The sequence below is a fragment of the Thermacetogenium phaeum DSM 12270 genome (assembly GCF_000305935.1).
GTDB lineage: Bacteria > Bacillota > DSM-12270 > Thermacetogeniales > Thermacetogeniaceae > Thermacetogenium > Thermacetogenium phaeum.
The window spans coordinates 2437804-2452742 of record NC_018870.1; the positions used below are offsets into that span (position 1 = coordinate 2437804).

Here is a 14939-nt window from a genome sequence, read left to right on the forward strand (position 1 = left end):
GGCAACCCTGCGGAGGCGGTACCGACCTGATGGAGAAGGTGTTAGAGCGGAGCAACATGCTCCGAGCCTTGCGCCGGGTAAAGAGCAACAAAGGAGCGGATGGTGTAGACGGTATGGAGATAAAATCCCTTCGACCATACCTCAAGGAACACTGGCCGAAAATAAAGGAAGAGTTGCTCAAGGGAACCTACAAGCTATTTAGCCCCCTAACGAGATTGAACAGTTAGACCACAATCTGTTACAGTTAAGTAAGGGGGTATGATTTAGTTGAACAGAAAACAATATTCACCAGAGATGAAAATGCAGATCGTGAAAGAAACCCTGGAAACAGGCAATGCCTCGATCGTGGCCAGAAGACATGATATTGCACCCAGCCTGGTCGCCCGCTGGGCTAGGTGCTATAAAAGATACGGCACATTTTACCCGCAAAAGGAGGTACCAGGAACAAACGGCTCCTGTATTCCTCCTGATTACAAGAAGATAACAAAGGAGAATGAGCAACTAAAGAAACTGCTGGGCGAAAAAGACCTGGAAATCGCCATTCTTCGTGATTTGTTAAAAAAAACGAACCTACCCTTCCCGATAAAATAGCCGTGGCGCAAAAATGGATCTCTTTGGGATATAAAGTCTCCCTGGTTTTGCGGATTATCGGGATCAGCCGCTCCACGTATTACCCTAATTTAAAGCGCCAACCCAAACCCAGGATCTTTGCCGGCGGCCGGCCTAAATCCCATTATACCTTCACCAGCGATAACAAGGTGGTGAGCAACGAACAGGTCAAAGAATGGTTGTGCGAATTAATTACTGCCGAAGGGTTTGCCTATGGATACTTAAAATTAACCCACTGCCTGCGCCGAAAGTTTCATCTGATCATTAACAAGAAAAAGGTGTACCGGCTTTGCAAGGAACTGGATATCTTAAGGCCGCAGCGGAAAATAAAGCGCAAACACCCCCGCCGGCTGGCCAGGAACCGGGTCATTACGGCTTCCAACCAGCTCTGGGAAGCCGATCTTAAATACGGCTACATTGCCGGGGAAGATAGATTCTTTTTCATCATGCCGATCATTGACGTTTTTGACCGTTGCATTGTAGCTTACCATATCGGTTTGTCCTGTGAAGCGAAGGATGCTCGCGTCATGAGTTTACCAGCTATGCCGAAGCGTATGCAACGGTTGTCGACTTCATCCACTTTTACAACGAAACCCGGATTCATTCAGCAACTAAATACTTACCACCGCTGGAATGCTATCAACTGCTGAAAAACAACCAGGTAGAGTTAAAACCAGTAAAAGTGTAACATGTTCTTTGGTGGGCCCTGGAGGTCTTTGGGCGGCGCCGTCAGGGAAGCCTTGACGGCCGGGGACCCCGCATAAAATGTGTTTTCCGACGGGGCGTGCACACCTTGCCTACATGTTCCCCGGAGCCACCCCGTCGGTAGTTCCTGGCCTACCACCTGCGGGGTGGCAGTCGAGGCCACCGCCTTCCGATTAACCGATTAAACAATTCAACGATACTTTATGAAATAGTTAGCAACAAAGACTAATTGTCCAATTTTAGGGGGTCAAGCCGCATCTGCTTCGATTACGGGTTTCAATTCCTCATAGGTACGCTGAGAACGCATTGGCTTTCATCTCCCCCTCGGCATGCCCGGCGTTTCAATTCCTCATAGGTACGCTGAGAACCAGGTTTGGCGGTTATTTGTTCCTGAACGACTCCACGTTTCAATTCCTCATAGGTACGCTGAGAACAGGTAGAGGGGTTGAAGGGAGTTCTCCCCCTGGCCGCGTTTCAATTCCTCATAGGTACGCTGAGAACGTCAGATAAAAATTCAGCCCGCTAAGGAGGTGTCGGTTTCAATTCCTCATAGGTACGCTGAGAACTTTCCGTTAGCGTCATATACTATCGCCCCCTTTGTAAGTTTCAATTCCTCATAGGTACGCTGAGAACGCCGCGGTTGGCGCAGTATACGGGGAAGAAGTTGAGTTTCAATTCCTCATAGGTACGCTGAGAACCCCCTTTACCTCTCCTTCATCATCCTTTATTGCCTGTTTCAATTCCTCATAGGTACGCTGAGAACTTGATGCTGTTACTGCGGCAATAACCGTAGGTGCGGGTTTCAATTCCTCATAGGTACGCTGAGAACCTGCTTTCTCCCTCTTTTTTTCTAACTCTAATGCCGGTTTCAATTCCTCATAGGTACGCTGAGAACTACCATGGGACAAATTCCCTGGGATAATCTGCCTTGGGTTTCAATTCCTCATAGGTACGCTGATAACGCTCTGGATGCTTGGAAGAAATGCAAGGAACGGAATAGTTTCAATTCCTCATAGACAATCATGTCACCTCCGGTGACACCAACAGAGGATGAAAATAGGTGCTAGTCGAATAAAACCTTCAGCGGCTGGTAACGAGGTCGAAATACCTTGGTGCTTTGAGCCCGATACTTAGACGGACCCCAGCGGCCTGGTGCACCACTGATTGTTGCTCCCATCTGGGAAGCACGCAGGGCAGATTGCTCATTCAAAGGCCACTGCACCAGCCCTGACTATCCAAAGCCGCTAAAGCCTTACGGTAATATGTCAAGATCCAAGGACCAAAATTTCTAAGAAATTTTTCTAAAAAAGCGCATACCAAACCAAGCTTGTTTCCAGAGGTAAATGGAAAAAAGCAACATAAATGGTTCATCGGTTGAGAGACAATAGTCAGGTGGTGATATGCATGCTGCTCCACGCACTGTAGCGTCTTATCCGTTGTGGTCTTTCGGGATAAACCCTACTGGACGGTCGATACGGTATTATGAAGCTGTTGCTATTAGCAGAAGAGCCACCCGACAGACTAAACCTAAACCACCTTTCTCTGCCCCTGGGGCACGTATAGTTGGTTGCTGCGTAGCAGAGCATCAACCACCCGCACGAGTTTACGTGCGGTCAGAACCAAAGCACGGCGATGGTGGTGAGTGGAACTCTCTTTAAACTTACGGGCATAGAACTCGGCAAACCTGGGGTCCCATTTACGCACGCTGTCGGCGGCCATCACAAAGTAATAGCGCAGGTACACGTTGCCGGTTTTCGTAAGCGGCGTGTCATCGGCTTCAAACTCGCCTGACTGGTGTTTCCGCCAGGTGAGGCCGGCAAACTTGGCGACTGCCTTCTCGTTGTCGAACCGGTGGATGTCGCCGATCTCGGCGATTATTCCGGCGGTACAGACAGGCCCCATGCCCGGCATCGACTGCAGAGTGTTCGGAAAGTGTGACAGTTCTTTCTCAATCGCCCTGTCAATACTCTTGACCTGCTGTTCCAGGGTGCAGATGGTCTGCAAACTGGTGGCCAGGATCAGGTTCACCGGCTCCAGGAGGCTTCCGTGCAGCCTGTAAGCGCAGGCTGCGGCATGCTTTAAGGCCTTGGCCGTAGCTTCGGGGTTGGAGAAATGACTCTTCCCCTTCTCCATCAGGAAGTCAATTAACTCATCAAGCGGTCGTGCCGCAATCTCTTCCGGAGAAAGGAACTCGGTCAGGATCGCCTCCGAGGTGGCCCCGAAGATGTCGCTCAGCACCTTGTCCTGGCAGATGGTATTGAACTTCAGGAACAGGTTGGTCAGGAAGTAGTTCTTCTCCCGAGTGATGGTCTGGATCAGGTGGTAACGGAACCTGGTCAGCCGCTGGAGGGGCAGGTAGCGGAAGTCCACCTGGCAGCTCTCGGGCAGCCGTCCGAACCTGAGCCGGTCGGCGATCACCAGGCAGTCGAACCAGTCATCCTTTGGAATATCGACGTACTGTTTTCTGAAGTTGGCGATCACCTTGGGATTGAAGACGTACACCTGGGGGTGAAAGGAAGCCAGCAAAGGCTCACCAGCCAGGCGCATCTGCAGGTGCCAGCCATAGACAGAGGTGGACTCCATGCCGATCCGCAGGGAATCAACTTCGTTGGCGCCGCAGATCTCCACCAGGTACTTAACAAAGGACTCGGCTCCCGGATCGTCGTTCTTGTAACGCATACGCTTGGCGATCTCCTCGCCCTCTGCGTCGAACATCCGGGCCTTGAAATCTTTCATGCTGACATCGATACCGACAAACAGTTTCATCAGTTTCACCCCCTCCCAGGGAGGAATTGTGCAAGATTATGCGGGGTCCCAGGCACCATAACCGGTCAACAGCCTCGCCGGAAACAACGCTTTCCTGTCAGGACCTTATTCTATCCAACCTGCTACCATTGGACAGGATCTTGACAAGTTGCGCAACTTACGTGTCAGGGGTACAGGTTATGGGCTGGGGGTCAGGCTTTCTAAGAGGTCGGACCTCAAGGAGGACAACACCTACCCAGAACATAATCTCACGACTACATTTTGCCTGGAACACCGCCAAAAGTGAATACCCAATTTCCAGTTGTCAAGGAGCATTTTTGATCCAAGCCGGGCTTCTTTTAAGGGCTGGATCAATTGGTGTTACAAAAACTATCTTACGAGGAGGATCTTTGATGGATGTCGTGTTCCCGTACTGTTGTGGTTTGGACGTTCACAAAAACTCTGTCGTTGCCTGCGTTATTACGCCAGATGAAAAGGAAATAAGAACATTTGGTACCATGACCAGAGATCTTTTAAACCTGGCTGACTGGCTTACCAGCAAAGGCTGTACACATGTGGCCATGGAAAGTACCGGGGTTTATTGGAAGCCGATCTATAATATCCTTGAACAGTATCAGCTGGAACTCCTGGTCGTCAACGCCAAGCATATTAAAGCCGTTCCAGGTCGCAAAACCGATGTCAAAGATGCCGAATGGATTGCAGACCTCTTGCGCCACGGTCTTTTGAAAGGAAGCTACATTCCTGACAGAGAACAGCGGGAATTAAGGGAACTGGTCGGTTACCGCAAAAGCCTCGTCGAAGAACGTGCCAGGGAAGTTAACCGTATCCAAAAAACGCTGGAAGGCGCCGGGATTAAACTGTCATCAGTGGCAACAGATGTTGTCGGCGTCTCCGGCAGGGCGATGATCGAAGGTATCATTTCCGGTATCGATGATCCCGCTGTTCTCGCAGACTTTGCACAAAAGAAATTAAAGAAAAAGAAAGAGCAACTGGAGCAAGCCCTGTTTGGATTGGTGGGAAAACACCAGCGATTGCTTTTAGCAGCCCAACTGCGCCATATCGATTATCTTGATCAGGAAATTGCACGCCTTGATCAACAGATCGAGGAGCGGATGCGCCCTTTTGAGGCAGAGCTGGCTCTTTTGGATACTATTCCAGGAGTTGGGAGAAGAACCTCTCAAGTTATTTTAGCCTGTATAGGTGCAGATATGTCACGATTTCCATCCGCAGCTCACCTGTCTTCATGGGCAGGGGTGGCCCCCGGCAATAATGAAAGCGCCGGTAAACGCAAGAGCGGTAAAACAACCAAAGGTAATACGCTGTTACACACTACCTTGATCCAGGCTGCCAGGGCTGCCTCCCGCACTAAAAACACCTACCTTTCCGCTCTGTATCACCGTGTTGCTGCCAGAAGAGGCGCTAACAGGGCTGCTGTTGCTGTTGCTCATTCTATTTTGGTCAGCGTTTATTACATGTTGATTAGAAGAGTGCCTTATCATGATCTCGGCGGTGACTATTTTGAGAAAAGAAATTCTAAAGCGGTTGTCAATCGTGCTGTTAAGCAATTAGAACAATTGGGTTATCGTGTGAGCATCGAGGTTGCATAATCGAGCTCTTAGTTTTATTCGTTTTTAAGTCTCATTATCCCTTTAATGCCTAGGGTCTGCTTGATTATTGCCTTTTTTGTGAAGCTAATTTTCAGGGCAGGTACGCTGAGAACATAATATTCCTTGTATGCATAAACCACGCCGTCAGGAGTTTCAATTCCTCATAGGTACGCTGAGAACTCTGCACATTGGGGGCATAAAGCGACGCCCCCAAAACCGTTTCAATTCCTCATAGGTACGCTGAGAACTTCTGTGTCGAAGTCAGTTCCCCTGAGCAGTCCCTGGTTTCAATTCCTCATAGGTACGCTGAGAACGGAAAGAAAAACATGAGAAGGTTAAGATGCAAAAGTGTTTCAATTCCTCATAGGTACGCTGAGAACTCGAAACGTCGCACGAATCTGTCGCTATCCTTAGAAGTTTCAATTCCTCATAGGTACGCTGAGAACGCATAAATATCCGAGGTGGTGCTTGCCCGCTCATGGCCGTTTCAATTCCTCATAGGTACTCTGAGAACAATGCTGGCAAGGTCGTTCTCGCCTGGGCTATGCAGTGTTTCAATTCCTCATAGGTACGCTGAGAACTGAGTTGATAGAACAAATAAAGAGTATGTATGGGAAGGGTTTCAATTCCTCATAGGTACGCTGAGAACTATGCCAGTTTAGGCGAAACGGTATATCACAGATAGTTTCAATTCCTCATAGGTACGCTGAGAACATTTATCATCTTATTGCGGAATGCAATTATGGCACAAGTTTCAATTCCTCATAGGTACGCTGAGAACGGTTGTAATGAGAGCCGGGGAATTGAGGCACCGGGGTTTCAATTCCTCATAGGTACGCTGAGAACCCATCCCCCCCGCGCGGAAGGCGAAGCCGCTGCGTTGGTTTCAATTCCTCATAGGTACGCTGAGAACATTGCCCTGGCGCTGAAGCTGAGCGTGAAAGATGGAGAGTTTCAATTCCTCATAGGTACGCTGAGAACCCGTAGGGATGTGGCTCGGCAGATACAAGAACACTCGTTTCAATTCCTCATAGGTACGCTGAGAACTTCAATTTGGCGATTGGGAGTTTTGGGATGATGAAGAGTTTCAATTCCTCATAGGTACGCTGAGAACCCCCTAAAACTCTATTCAACGTAGTGAGCAAACCTGTTTCAATTCCTCATAGGTACGCTGAGAACGGTGCACACTGCCACTGTAATCGTTGGCATTGTTGGTTTCAATTCCTCATAGGTACGCTGAGAACGCGGTGTACGAGCGTCATCTCTTTGTTAGCCTGGGTTTCAATTCCTCATAGGTACGCTGAGAACCAAGTTTTTCTCCCGCTTCACCAGCTGGCCGCCCAGGGTTTCAATTCCTCATAGGTACGCTGAGAACCCCCAGCTTTTGGTCGGGCACGAATGCTTGACCATGTTTCAATTCCTCATAGGTACGCTGAGAACGTGCGGACTTCCTCACCATTAACCGTATCCCAGCTCGCGTGTTTCAATTCCTCATAGGTACGCTGAGAACTTTCAAGAATCTCCATTGCCGCCGCTATGTCGGTGGAGGTTTCAATTCCTCATAGGTACGCTGAGAACGCGGTTTTTGCTTCATTATATACGCATTTTGGCCGGGGTTTCAATTCCTCATAGGTACGCTGAGAACGCGGTGTACGAGCGTCATCTCTTTGTTAGCCTGGGTTTCAATTCCTCATAGGTACGCTGAGAACGACTGGAAGAGGGGGAGCCTAAACAGGCTCTCCCTTAGTTTCAATTCCTCATAGGTACGCTGAGAACGACTGGAAGAGGGGGAGCCTAAACAGGCTCTCCCTTAGTTTCAATTCCTCATAGGTACGCTGAGAACGCGAATAATAATCATGGAACTTACCTCTTTGCTTCAGTTTCAATTCCTCATAGGTACGCTGAGAACCTATACCGGTCGCAATAGCCTTAGCAGCCTTGTCCTGCGTTTCAATTCCTCATAGGTACGCTGAAAACGGATACCTGGTCACCGGCGCCGGCAGTTTCTTTCCTAGAGTTTCAATTCCTCATAGGTACGCTGAAAACAGGAATATCCCGTGTTGCGTCTCCGCCGATGTAAATGGTTTCAATTCCTCATAGGTACGCTGAAAACGCAAATGCTTGAAAGGATTTTTCCGGTGGTGCGTGTTTCAATTCCTCATAGGTACGCTGAAAACGGTGAGAATACTTCGCTACCTACACCAACAAGGTATCGTTTCAATTCCTCATAGGTACGCTGAAAACCCGTCAGGATAAAGATACAAATTACCGCTTGTTATCCTGAGTTTCAATTCCTCATAGGTACGCTGAAAACGTCAGGATGTATGGAACAATGCACAAGCAGTATATGTGTTTCAATTCCTCATAGGTACGCTGAAAACGATAGTTTCCTCGGGGAGTGCCTTCCCGCAATGCGGGGTTTCAATTCCTCATAGGTACGCTGAAAACTTCTCGGCTGGCAGGCTGATTTAGAGGAGGTGTTCTAAGTTTCAATTCCTCATACCGGAGTTCGACAGTCCATAGACAAACAGAAGGCCGGAAGCCGCATGGGACACAGAATTCAGTGAATATGTTTTTAAAGGTGTGTTACTAGGCGTTTTTCTTAGCTGTGGGGTTAATGGAGAAGAGAAGTGGCGGTTCTTTGACGGCTAACGCCTTGAATATCTGCTTCTGAGCAGGGGTGGTTTCGGTCCGCTGCCGTACCTGACCGGCTGTTCCGCTGAACTCTCCCAGCTGCATTCTCTGCAGGGTGGCCCTGAGGCTGCACCAGGTTTGCCCCGTTCTGTTCTCGGCAATCCTGATCAGCAAGAGCGCCAGCCAGCAGAGGAGCACATGGGAGCGGATGCGGTCTTCCAGGCGGTGGTAGACCGGGCGCAGCTCCAACCGGGACTTAAGGGTACGAAAGGCGTCTTCCACCAGCAGCAGCTGTTTGTAGCCCAGGGCGACATCTTCGGCGGAGAGGGTGTCGTCCGAGGTGCGCAGCAGGTATTTGCCGTCGAGTTTTTCTTCTTCCCTGATCTTGGCCCGGTCGATCTTCGGCAGGCTGCGGGAGTCCAGCTTCAGGTAGCGGCCGTAGACCGGATGGGCCATGAGTTCGCAGACTGCTTTGGCATGTGTCTTAATATGGGGAAGCTGTTCCTCCAGTTCCTTGATAATTTTTTCCCGCCTGGCTTTGTCCCGGGCAGCCTCTTCGGGGTTGCGCACCAGGATGTAGCGCTCCCTGGCCTCGCCGTTTCCGACGACGATCTCCTTGACTTCCAGGTTGTCCCGCACCGTCTGGTAGCGGCCTCCCCGCTTTAAGGCTTGCACGGTATTTTCCTTGCCGCTGCGCAGCTTCTCCCCGGCTATGTAGTGACCTCCCGCCCGCTGCAGGCAGCGCAGGTTGTCTTCGGAGTTGAACCCCCGGTCCAGCACGGTGATGACCCGGCCCAGCTTCCAGCCTATGAGGTCCTTCTTTACCTGTTCGACCACAGAGATGTCGGCGGTGTTGCCCGGCCACACCCAGCAGCGCACCGGGATGCCGTCCCTGGTGACGGCCAGGCCGATCACGGCCTGCGGCAGATCCGGCCGGTGGTCCTTGGAGTGCCCCCGGCGCCGCAGTCCGCCATCCTCATCTTCGTCCTCGATCTCAAAGTAGGTGGAGGTGGTGTCGAAGTAAAGGATGTCTACTTCCAGGTTGAGCAGGTTGGCCACGGAGTAATAAACCTGCTTCTGCAGTTCGGCTTCGTTCTCCAGAAGAAAGTCCATCGCCCGGTAGAGCTGCTGCAGGGGTATTTCCTCTACGCCCGGGATCACGGCGTCCTCTTTCACCCATTCTTCCACTCCGCGCTTGGACATGGGATCAAGGGCGCGGTTCGCTGCCATGGCAAAGATGGCTCTTTCTACCGGGGTCTTGTACTGCCGCTTCTTGAGCAGGGTTTCAAGTACGCCTTTGATCCCCAGCTCTTCCCAGAGCCTGTCCAGGACCCAGGCTCCTCCCAGTGGACGGCTGGTGATAAATTTGAGGGGTGCTGCACCTGTTTCCGCTTCATAACGCAGGGTCTCCCCGGGCCCCAGGAACCGGTTGATGCTCTTTACTAGACGCTTTAATGCCTCCCGGTCGACCTCCTCTTCACGCCCGAAGTTGAAGAGCACTTTGGCCTTGGCGCACCTGGCCTGGGGGTCCCATTGATTATGGGCAAGCTGGATGTAGCGGACGACGGAGCCGTCTTTGTTCTTGCGCTGGATGGTTCGGATGTACATGTCTACATTATACCACATGTACCATCCATACAACAAGAGATATAACACAAAACGTGTGCCTATGCATTTTTCGCTTTTTCTCCACTCCCAAACCCGCTAACCCTTGATATTAAAGGATCGCTCTTCAAAAATTTCGCTCTGAATGCCTCGTTAGTGTCGAACTCCGGTCATAGGTACGCTGAAAACCGGTAGATAGTGCCGACGAGGCTCTTGTTTCAATTCCTCATAGGTACGCTGAAAACCGATATTGTTCAAACTTTGCATTCATTTCGTTCCTGTTTCAATTCCTCATAGGTACGCTGAAAACCCATGTACTTCATAATATCATCGAAGAACGTTTCTTTGTTTCAATTCCTCATAGGTACGCTGAAAACGAAATATACCATGCGGGGGTGTTTCAGTTCCGGTTCAGTTTCAATTCCTCATAGACAATCATGTCACCTCCGGTGACACCAACAGAGGATGAAAATAGGTGCTAGTCGAATAAAACCTTCAGCGGCTGGTAACGAGGTCGAAATACCTTGGTGCTTTGAGCCCGATACTTAGACGGACCCCAGCGGCCTGGTGCACCACTGATTGTTGCTCCCATCTGGGAAGCACGCAGGGCAGATTGCTCATTCAAAGGCCACTGCACCAGCCCTGACTATCCAAAGCCGCTAAAGGAGGATCTTTGATGGATGTCGTGTTCCCGTACTGTTGTGGTTTGGACGTTCACAAAAACTCTGTCGTTGCCTGCGTTATTACGCCAGATGAAAAGGAAATAAGAACATTTGGTACCATGACCAGAGATCTTTTAAACCTGGCTGACTGGCTTACCAGCAAAGGCTGTACACATGTGGCCATGGAAAGTACCGGGGTTTATTGGAAGCCGATCTATAATATCCTTGAACAGTATCAGCTGGAACTCCTGGTCGTCAACGCCAAGCATATTAAAGCCGTTCCAGGTCGCAAAACCGATGTCAAAGATGCCGAATGGATTGCAGACCTCTTGCGCCACGGTCTTTTGAAAGGAAGCTACATTCCTGACAGAGAACAGCGGGAATTAAGGGAACTGGTCGGTTACCGCAAAAGCCTCGTCGAAGAACGTGCCAGGGAAGTTAACCGTATCCAAAAAACGCTGGAAGGCGCCGGGATTAAACTGTCATCAGTGGCAACAGATGTTGTCGGCGTCTCCGGCAGGGCGATGATCGAAGGTATCATTTCCGGTATCGATGATCCCGCTGTTCTCGCAGACTTTGCACAAAAGAAATTAAAGAAAAAGAAAGAGCAACTGGAGCAAGCCCTGTTTGGATTGGTGGGAAAACACCAGCGATTGCTTTTAGCAGCCCAACTGCGCCATATCGATTATCTTGATCAGGAAATTGCACGCCTTGATCAACAGATCGAGGAGCGGATGCGCCCTTTTGAGGCAGAGCTGGCTCTTTTGGATACTATTCCAGGAGTTGGGAGAAGAACCTCTCAAGTTATTTTAGCCTGTATAGGTGCAGATATGTCACGATTTCCATCCGCAGCTCACCTGTCTTCATGGGCAGGGGTGGCCCCCGGCAATAATGAAAGCGCCGGTAAACGCAAGAGCGGTAAAACAACCAAAGGTAATACGCTGTTACACACTACCTTGATCCAGGCTGCCAGGGCTGCCTCCCGCACTAAAAACACCTACCTTTCCGCTCTGTATCACCGTGTTGCTGCCAGAAGAGGCGCTAACAGGGCTGCTGTTGCTGTTGCTCATTCTATTTTGGTCAGCGTTTATTACATGTTGATTAGAAGAGTGCCTTATCATGATCTCGGCGGTGACTATTTTGAGAAAAGAAATTCTAAAGCGGTTGTCAATCGTGCTGTTAAGCAATTAGAACAATTGGGTTATCGTGTGAGCATCGAGGTTGCATAATCGAGCTCTTAGTTTTATTCGTTTTTAAGTCTCATTATCCCTTTAATGCCTAGGGTCTGCTTGATTATTGCCTTTTTTGTGAAGCTAATTTTCAGGGCAGGTACGCTGAAAACTAAAACTCGTATTCCTTCCCAGTCTTTTTCTTTGGGCAGTTTCAATTCCTCATAGGTACGCTGAAAACACGGAACCACTCCTGCCAATATGCTTCTTTTTCGTTTCGTTTCAATTCCTCATAGGTACGCTGAAAACAGAGCAAAGCAATATCCGGGGGCGTCACATGCTTACAGTTTCAATTCCTCATAGGTACGCTGAAAACCCCGCTTTCGGAGCTACCGGACGAACCGGCGGGATTCGTTTCAATTCCTCATAGGTACGCTGAAAACCCGAAACTGTATAGGAGAGAAGTGCGGGTGTTTCGAGTTTCAATTCCTCATAGGTACGCTGAAAACTCCGGGAAAGAAACGAAGTAATTACTCCCCTTACCGTTTCAATTCCTCATAGGTACGCTGAAAACGAGGAAGCTACCGTTTCGTGTCGTATTATGATTTATTGGTTTCAATTCCTCATAGGTACGCTGAAAACGCATGCCCCGGTAAGTATTATCCGCTGCAGGAGATGTTTCAATTCCTCATAGGTACGCTGAAAACAAAAAGGGAGGAATGCGAAATGAGGAAGAACGTCGCGTTTCAATTCCTCATAGGTACGCTGAAAACGACAAGCACACATTCTTTGCTGTTCTTGAAGAGATGGTTTCAATTCCTCATAGGTACGCTGAAAACAACCAGATTTGGAAGAGGGTGTTGTCCTATCAAAGGTTTCAATTCCTCATAGGTACGCTGAAAACTCCCCGGCCGGCCGGTGCCTGCCGCAAGGATGACGGTTTCAATTCCTCATAGGTACGCTGAAAACTGGAACGACGCAGGCCCGTACTGGCGGATTTCGTAGTTTCAATTCCTCATAGGTACGCTGAAAACAGGAGAATTTTCCTTTGTTTCCCTTGCCCCTGTTCTGTTTCAATTCCTCATAGGTACGCTGAAAACTGGACTACCAAATTTAAATAAGCCATTGCGAGAGAGCAGTTTCAATTCCTCATAGGTACGCTGAAAACAAGAAAGCTCTTGCTACGTTGCATGGAGGCGTTTCGTTTCAATTCCTCATAGGTACGCTGAAAACCTCACTGCGGCGCGATCCGGCGTTATGAGCGGAGGAGTTTCAATTCCTCATAGGTACGCTGAAAACCTTCCTAATGAACCATCCCAATAAACTCACCGTCAAGGTTTCAATTCCTCATAGGTACGCTGAAAACGGAGAGTTTGCTGCTGATATATCGATTGATCTTCATGTTTCAATTCCTCATAGGTACGCTGAAAACCCCGGACAATACCCTCATGATACCGTCCTCGGTTCTTCGTTTCAATTCCTCATAGGTACGCTGAAAACATCGCCTCCTTAGATTGAATCCTCTCGTCGTAAGCGTAAAATAACCCCCACCTTGTGTTTGAGGTGGGGGCTTAAGCATTCCAATTAATTCACCGGCAGGTAGGGGGTAAGGTTTCGGACCAGGGGAGGAGCCGGTCCAACGCCTCTTCATCCTGGGGGTCCAGGTTGGGAAGTTTTTCGAAGAGGTAAGTGAGATAGTGGAAGGGGTTTAACCCATTCTCCTTGGCCGTTTCTATGATACTGTAGACAATAGCGCTGGCCCTCGCACCCCGAGGGGTGTTGGCAAATAGCCAGTTCTTGCGGCCAATAACAAAGGGTTTTATAGAACGCTCGCTGCGGTTGTTATCAATTTCCAAACGCCCGTCTTGTAAAAAGGCCGTTAGCTTATCCCATTGGCCCAGGCAATAGTAAACCGCCTGCCCAAAGGTACTTTTGGGCAACACTTTCGCTTTCTGCTTCTTCAGCCATGCCAAAAAGTCCTCCAGCACGGGCCGGCTGCGCCCCTGCCGTATTTGATATCGTTCCTCCGGGGTTTTGTCTTTAAGCTCGCGCTCTATGGCAAAAAGCCTGTTGCAGAACTCCAGCCCCTCCCGGGCAGCCACTGCTTTGTTTCTTTTATCTTGCGGCAGGGCTTTTAAAGCTTCGTCAAACTTGCGCCGGGCATGGGCCCAGCAGCCCACCAGGGTGACCCCGGAAAGTCCATTGTAGCCGTCATAGCCGTCAACATGCAAATAGCCCTTAAAACCTGCCAGGAACCGGCGGGGGTGTTTGCCGGCCCGGGTGGTCTGGTAGTCGTAAAGGATAATCGGGGGACCGTCCCACCCGCTACGGTAAAGCCAGAGGAATGATTTGGTGGTAGGCTCCCTTCCCGGTTCATGAAGTACCTGTAATGTGGTTTCGTCGGCATGGAGAATGTCTCTTTTGAGGAGGTGTTCATGAAGACGGTCGTAAATAAGGGTTAAGTAGGTGTTAGCTCCATGAAGCACCCAGTTGGCCATGGTCTGCCGGGAAAGGTCTATCCCCAAACTTTTAAACTGCTGCTCCTGGCGGTAGAGGGGCAATCCTGCCCCGTATTTCTGGGTCATAATGTAGGCCATGAGGGAGGACTTCCCGGAAGTACAGGAGCAAGCATAGGCGCCGTGATAACAGGAGTGGTTATTTCTTCTTTCTCGCAGCGGCGGCAGGAATAGACGTAGCGCACGTGCTTAACCACTTTCACCTGGGCCGGGATGATTTTGAGCTCTTGCCGCACCTCAGTGCTCATTTCATGTAAAGGGCCACCGCAGCACGGGCAGACCCGCTCCTCTTCGGGCAGACGGTGCTCTACTATTTCTACCGGCAGTTTTTCCAGGTTCATCTCCCGGCGGGTACGTGTTTTGCGGCGCTGGTAGGTGATGGTCTCCAAATCCGGCTCCGCTTCCTCCGGCCGGGCTTCCGCTTCCGCTTCGTTAAAAAGTAAAAGCTGCTCTTTTAGAGGTTCAGTCCGCTCGCTGGAAGAACCGAATTGCCGTTTCTTACTTAAACGGAACTGCTCCATAAACCAGTTTAATTTAGCGGTCAGTTCGGCGTTTTGTTGTTCCAGCTGGACACATCGCTCTCGCAGCTCTTCTATAGTCATGGTGGCGATAGATTGGGAAGTGTTCATGCTTTAAGGATTCGACGAATCGTGTCGAATTCCTCTA

Annotated in this window: 7 protein-coding genes, 2 pseudogenes and 3 CRISPR repeat arrays; of the genes and pseudogenes, 6 read left to right on the forward strand and 3 right to left on the reverse strand. The window is 49.9% G+C overall.

Annotated features, from left to right (window positions below):
* The first annotated feature begins 29 nt into the window (after positions 1 to 29).
* From TPH_RS12020 to TPH_RS16650, 4 genes and pseudogenes are all read left to right on the forward strand, one after another.
* Entirely contained in the window at positions 30 to 227 is a 198-nt protein-coding gene (locus TPH_RS12020; RefSeq protein ID WP_015051468.1) for a hypothetical protein, read from the forward strand.
* A gap of 40 nt (positions 228 to 267) precedes the next feature.
* Complete coding sequence (locus tag TPH_RS12025; RefSeq protein WP_015051469.1) at positions 268 to 591, forward strand: transposase; 324 nt, start codon at positions 268 to 270, stop codon at positions 589 to 591.
* A 170-nt stretch (positions 592 to 761) separates the two neighbouring features.
* Positions 762 to 923, forward strand: a pseudogene (locus TPH_RS16645) (transposase); the annotation flags it as partial.
* 260 nt (positions 924 to 1183) lie between these two features.
* Positions 1184 to 1297 (forward strand): hypothetical protein, encoded by a 114-nt coding sequence (locus tag TPH_RS16650; protein WP_408033298.1) that lies wholly within the window; start codon positions 1184 to 1186, stop codon positions 1295 to 1297.
* A 290-nt stretch (positions 1298 to 1587) separates the two neighbouring features.
* Positions 1588 to 2276: direct repeats of the CRISPR family, unit length 30 nt; unit sequence GTTTCAATTCCTCATAGGTACGCTGAGAAC.
* 565 nt (positions 2277 to 2841) lie between these two features.
* Here TPH_RS16650 and TPH_RS12035 read toward each other — a convergent pair.
* On the reverse strand, positions 2842 to 4080 hold the full coding sequence (locus TPH_RS12035) for an IS110 family RNA-guided transposase (RefSeq protein ID WP_015051471.1): 1239 nt from the start codon (positions 4078 to 4080) through the stop codon (positions 2842 to 2844).
* 392 nt (positions 4081 to 4472) lie between these two features.
* Here TPH_RS12035 and TPH_RS12040 point away from each other — a divergent pair, with 392 nt between their 5' ends.
* Entirely contained in the window at positions 4473 to 5687 is a 1215-nt protein-coding gene (locus TPH_RS12040) for an IS110 family RNA-guided transposase (RefSeq protein WP_015051472.1), read from the forward strand.
* A gap of 150 nt (positions 5688 to 5837) precedes the next feature.
* A CRISPR array of direct repeats spans positions 5838 to 8135; the repeat unit is 30 nt; unit sequence GTTTCAATTCCTCATAGGTACGCTGAAAAC.
* 141 nt (positions 8136 to 8276) lie between these two features.
* Here the strand turns inward: TPH_RS12040 and TPH_RS12045 are convergent.
* Complete coding sequence (locus TPH_RS12045; RefSeq protein WP_081578676.1) at positions 8277 to 9947, reverse strand: IS1634 family transposase; 1671 nt, start codon at positions 9945 to 9947, stop codon at positions 8277 to 8279.
* A 655-nt stretch (positions 9948 to 10602) separates the two neighbouring features.
* Between TPH_RS12045 and TPH_RS12050 the strand changes: the two genes are divergently transcribed.
* Complete coding sequence (locus TPH_RS12050; RefSeq protein ID WP_015051472.1) at positions 10603 to 11817, forward strand: IS110 family RNA-guided transposase; 1215 nt, start codon at positions 10603 to 10605, stop codon at positions 11815 to 11817.
* Between the two features lie 151 nt (positions 11818 to 11968).
* Positions 11969 to 13257: direct repeats of the CRISPR family, unit length 30 nt; unit sequence GTTTCAATTCCTCATAGGTACGCTGAAAAC.
* 89 nt (positions 13258 to 13346) lie between these two features.
* Here the strand turns inward: TPH_RS12050 and tnpC are convergent.
* Positions 13347 to 14902 (reverse strand): annotated as a pseudogene (gene tnpC, locus TPH_RS14920) (IS66 family transposase).
* Positions 14903 to 14939 lie beyond the last annotated feature (37 nt).